The 567-nt window shown below is 45.0% G+C and carries 1 protein-coding gene; it reads left to right on the top strand.

Annotation, left to right across the window (positions count from 1 at the left end; all coding sequences use genetic code 11):
- Positions 1-232: 232 nt before the first annotated feature.
- Positions 233-406, top strand: a complete 174-nt coding sequence (locus ACQV18_RS09410) for a hypothetical protein (RefSeq protein WP_428893016.1) — start codon at positions 233-235, stop codon at positions 404-406.
- Positions 407-567 lie beyond the last annotated feature (161 nt).

The raw sequence follows: 567 nt of genomic DNA, 5'->3' as shown, positions 1-567 counted from the left end.
CGTAGTGAATAGCTTATGATGTACTGAAAATATTGTAAAAAGAGTGTTTTAGAACTGTATCACAGCATACAATCAACATCATGTGTAAATTTGTCTCTGTAAAGATGGTCAACGGGGGGCAGCATAATATGACCGAGACACATTATGGTATTAGTCAGTTTACCTAATTTAACCCATGGAACAATCTTTTTTTTTTATCATTCCACATTTGTGGTTGACCCTGGAGGAGGAAATGGCAATCCACACCCGTATTCTTGTCTGGGGAACCTCATGGACAGGGGAGCCTAGTGGGCAAAGCCTGTGGGGCTACAAAGAGTCAGACATAACTAAGACTAAGCATGGTGGTGGTGGTTTAGTTGCTAAGCAATGTCTGACTCTTGCAACTCCTTGGACTATAACCTGTTAGGCTCCTCTGTCCATGGGATTCTCTAGGCAAGAATACTGGAGTGGGTAGCCATTCCCTTCTGCAGGGGATCTTCTTGACTCAGGGATCAAACCCAAGTCTCCTGTGTCTCCTGCATTGGCAGGTGGATTCTTTACCACTAGCGCCACCTGGGAAGCGCCTAG

The sequence above is a fragment of the Facklamia sp. P9177 genome, assembly GCF_050409585.1.
In the GTDB taxonomy this organism is placed as follows: Bacteria; Bacillota; Bacilli; order Lactobacillales; family Aerococcaceae; genus Facklamia.
The sequence above is the reverse complement of the archived record's forward strand: the minus strand, read 5'-3'. Positions and strand labels throughout refer to the sequence as shown.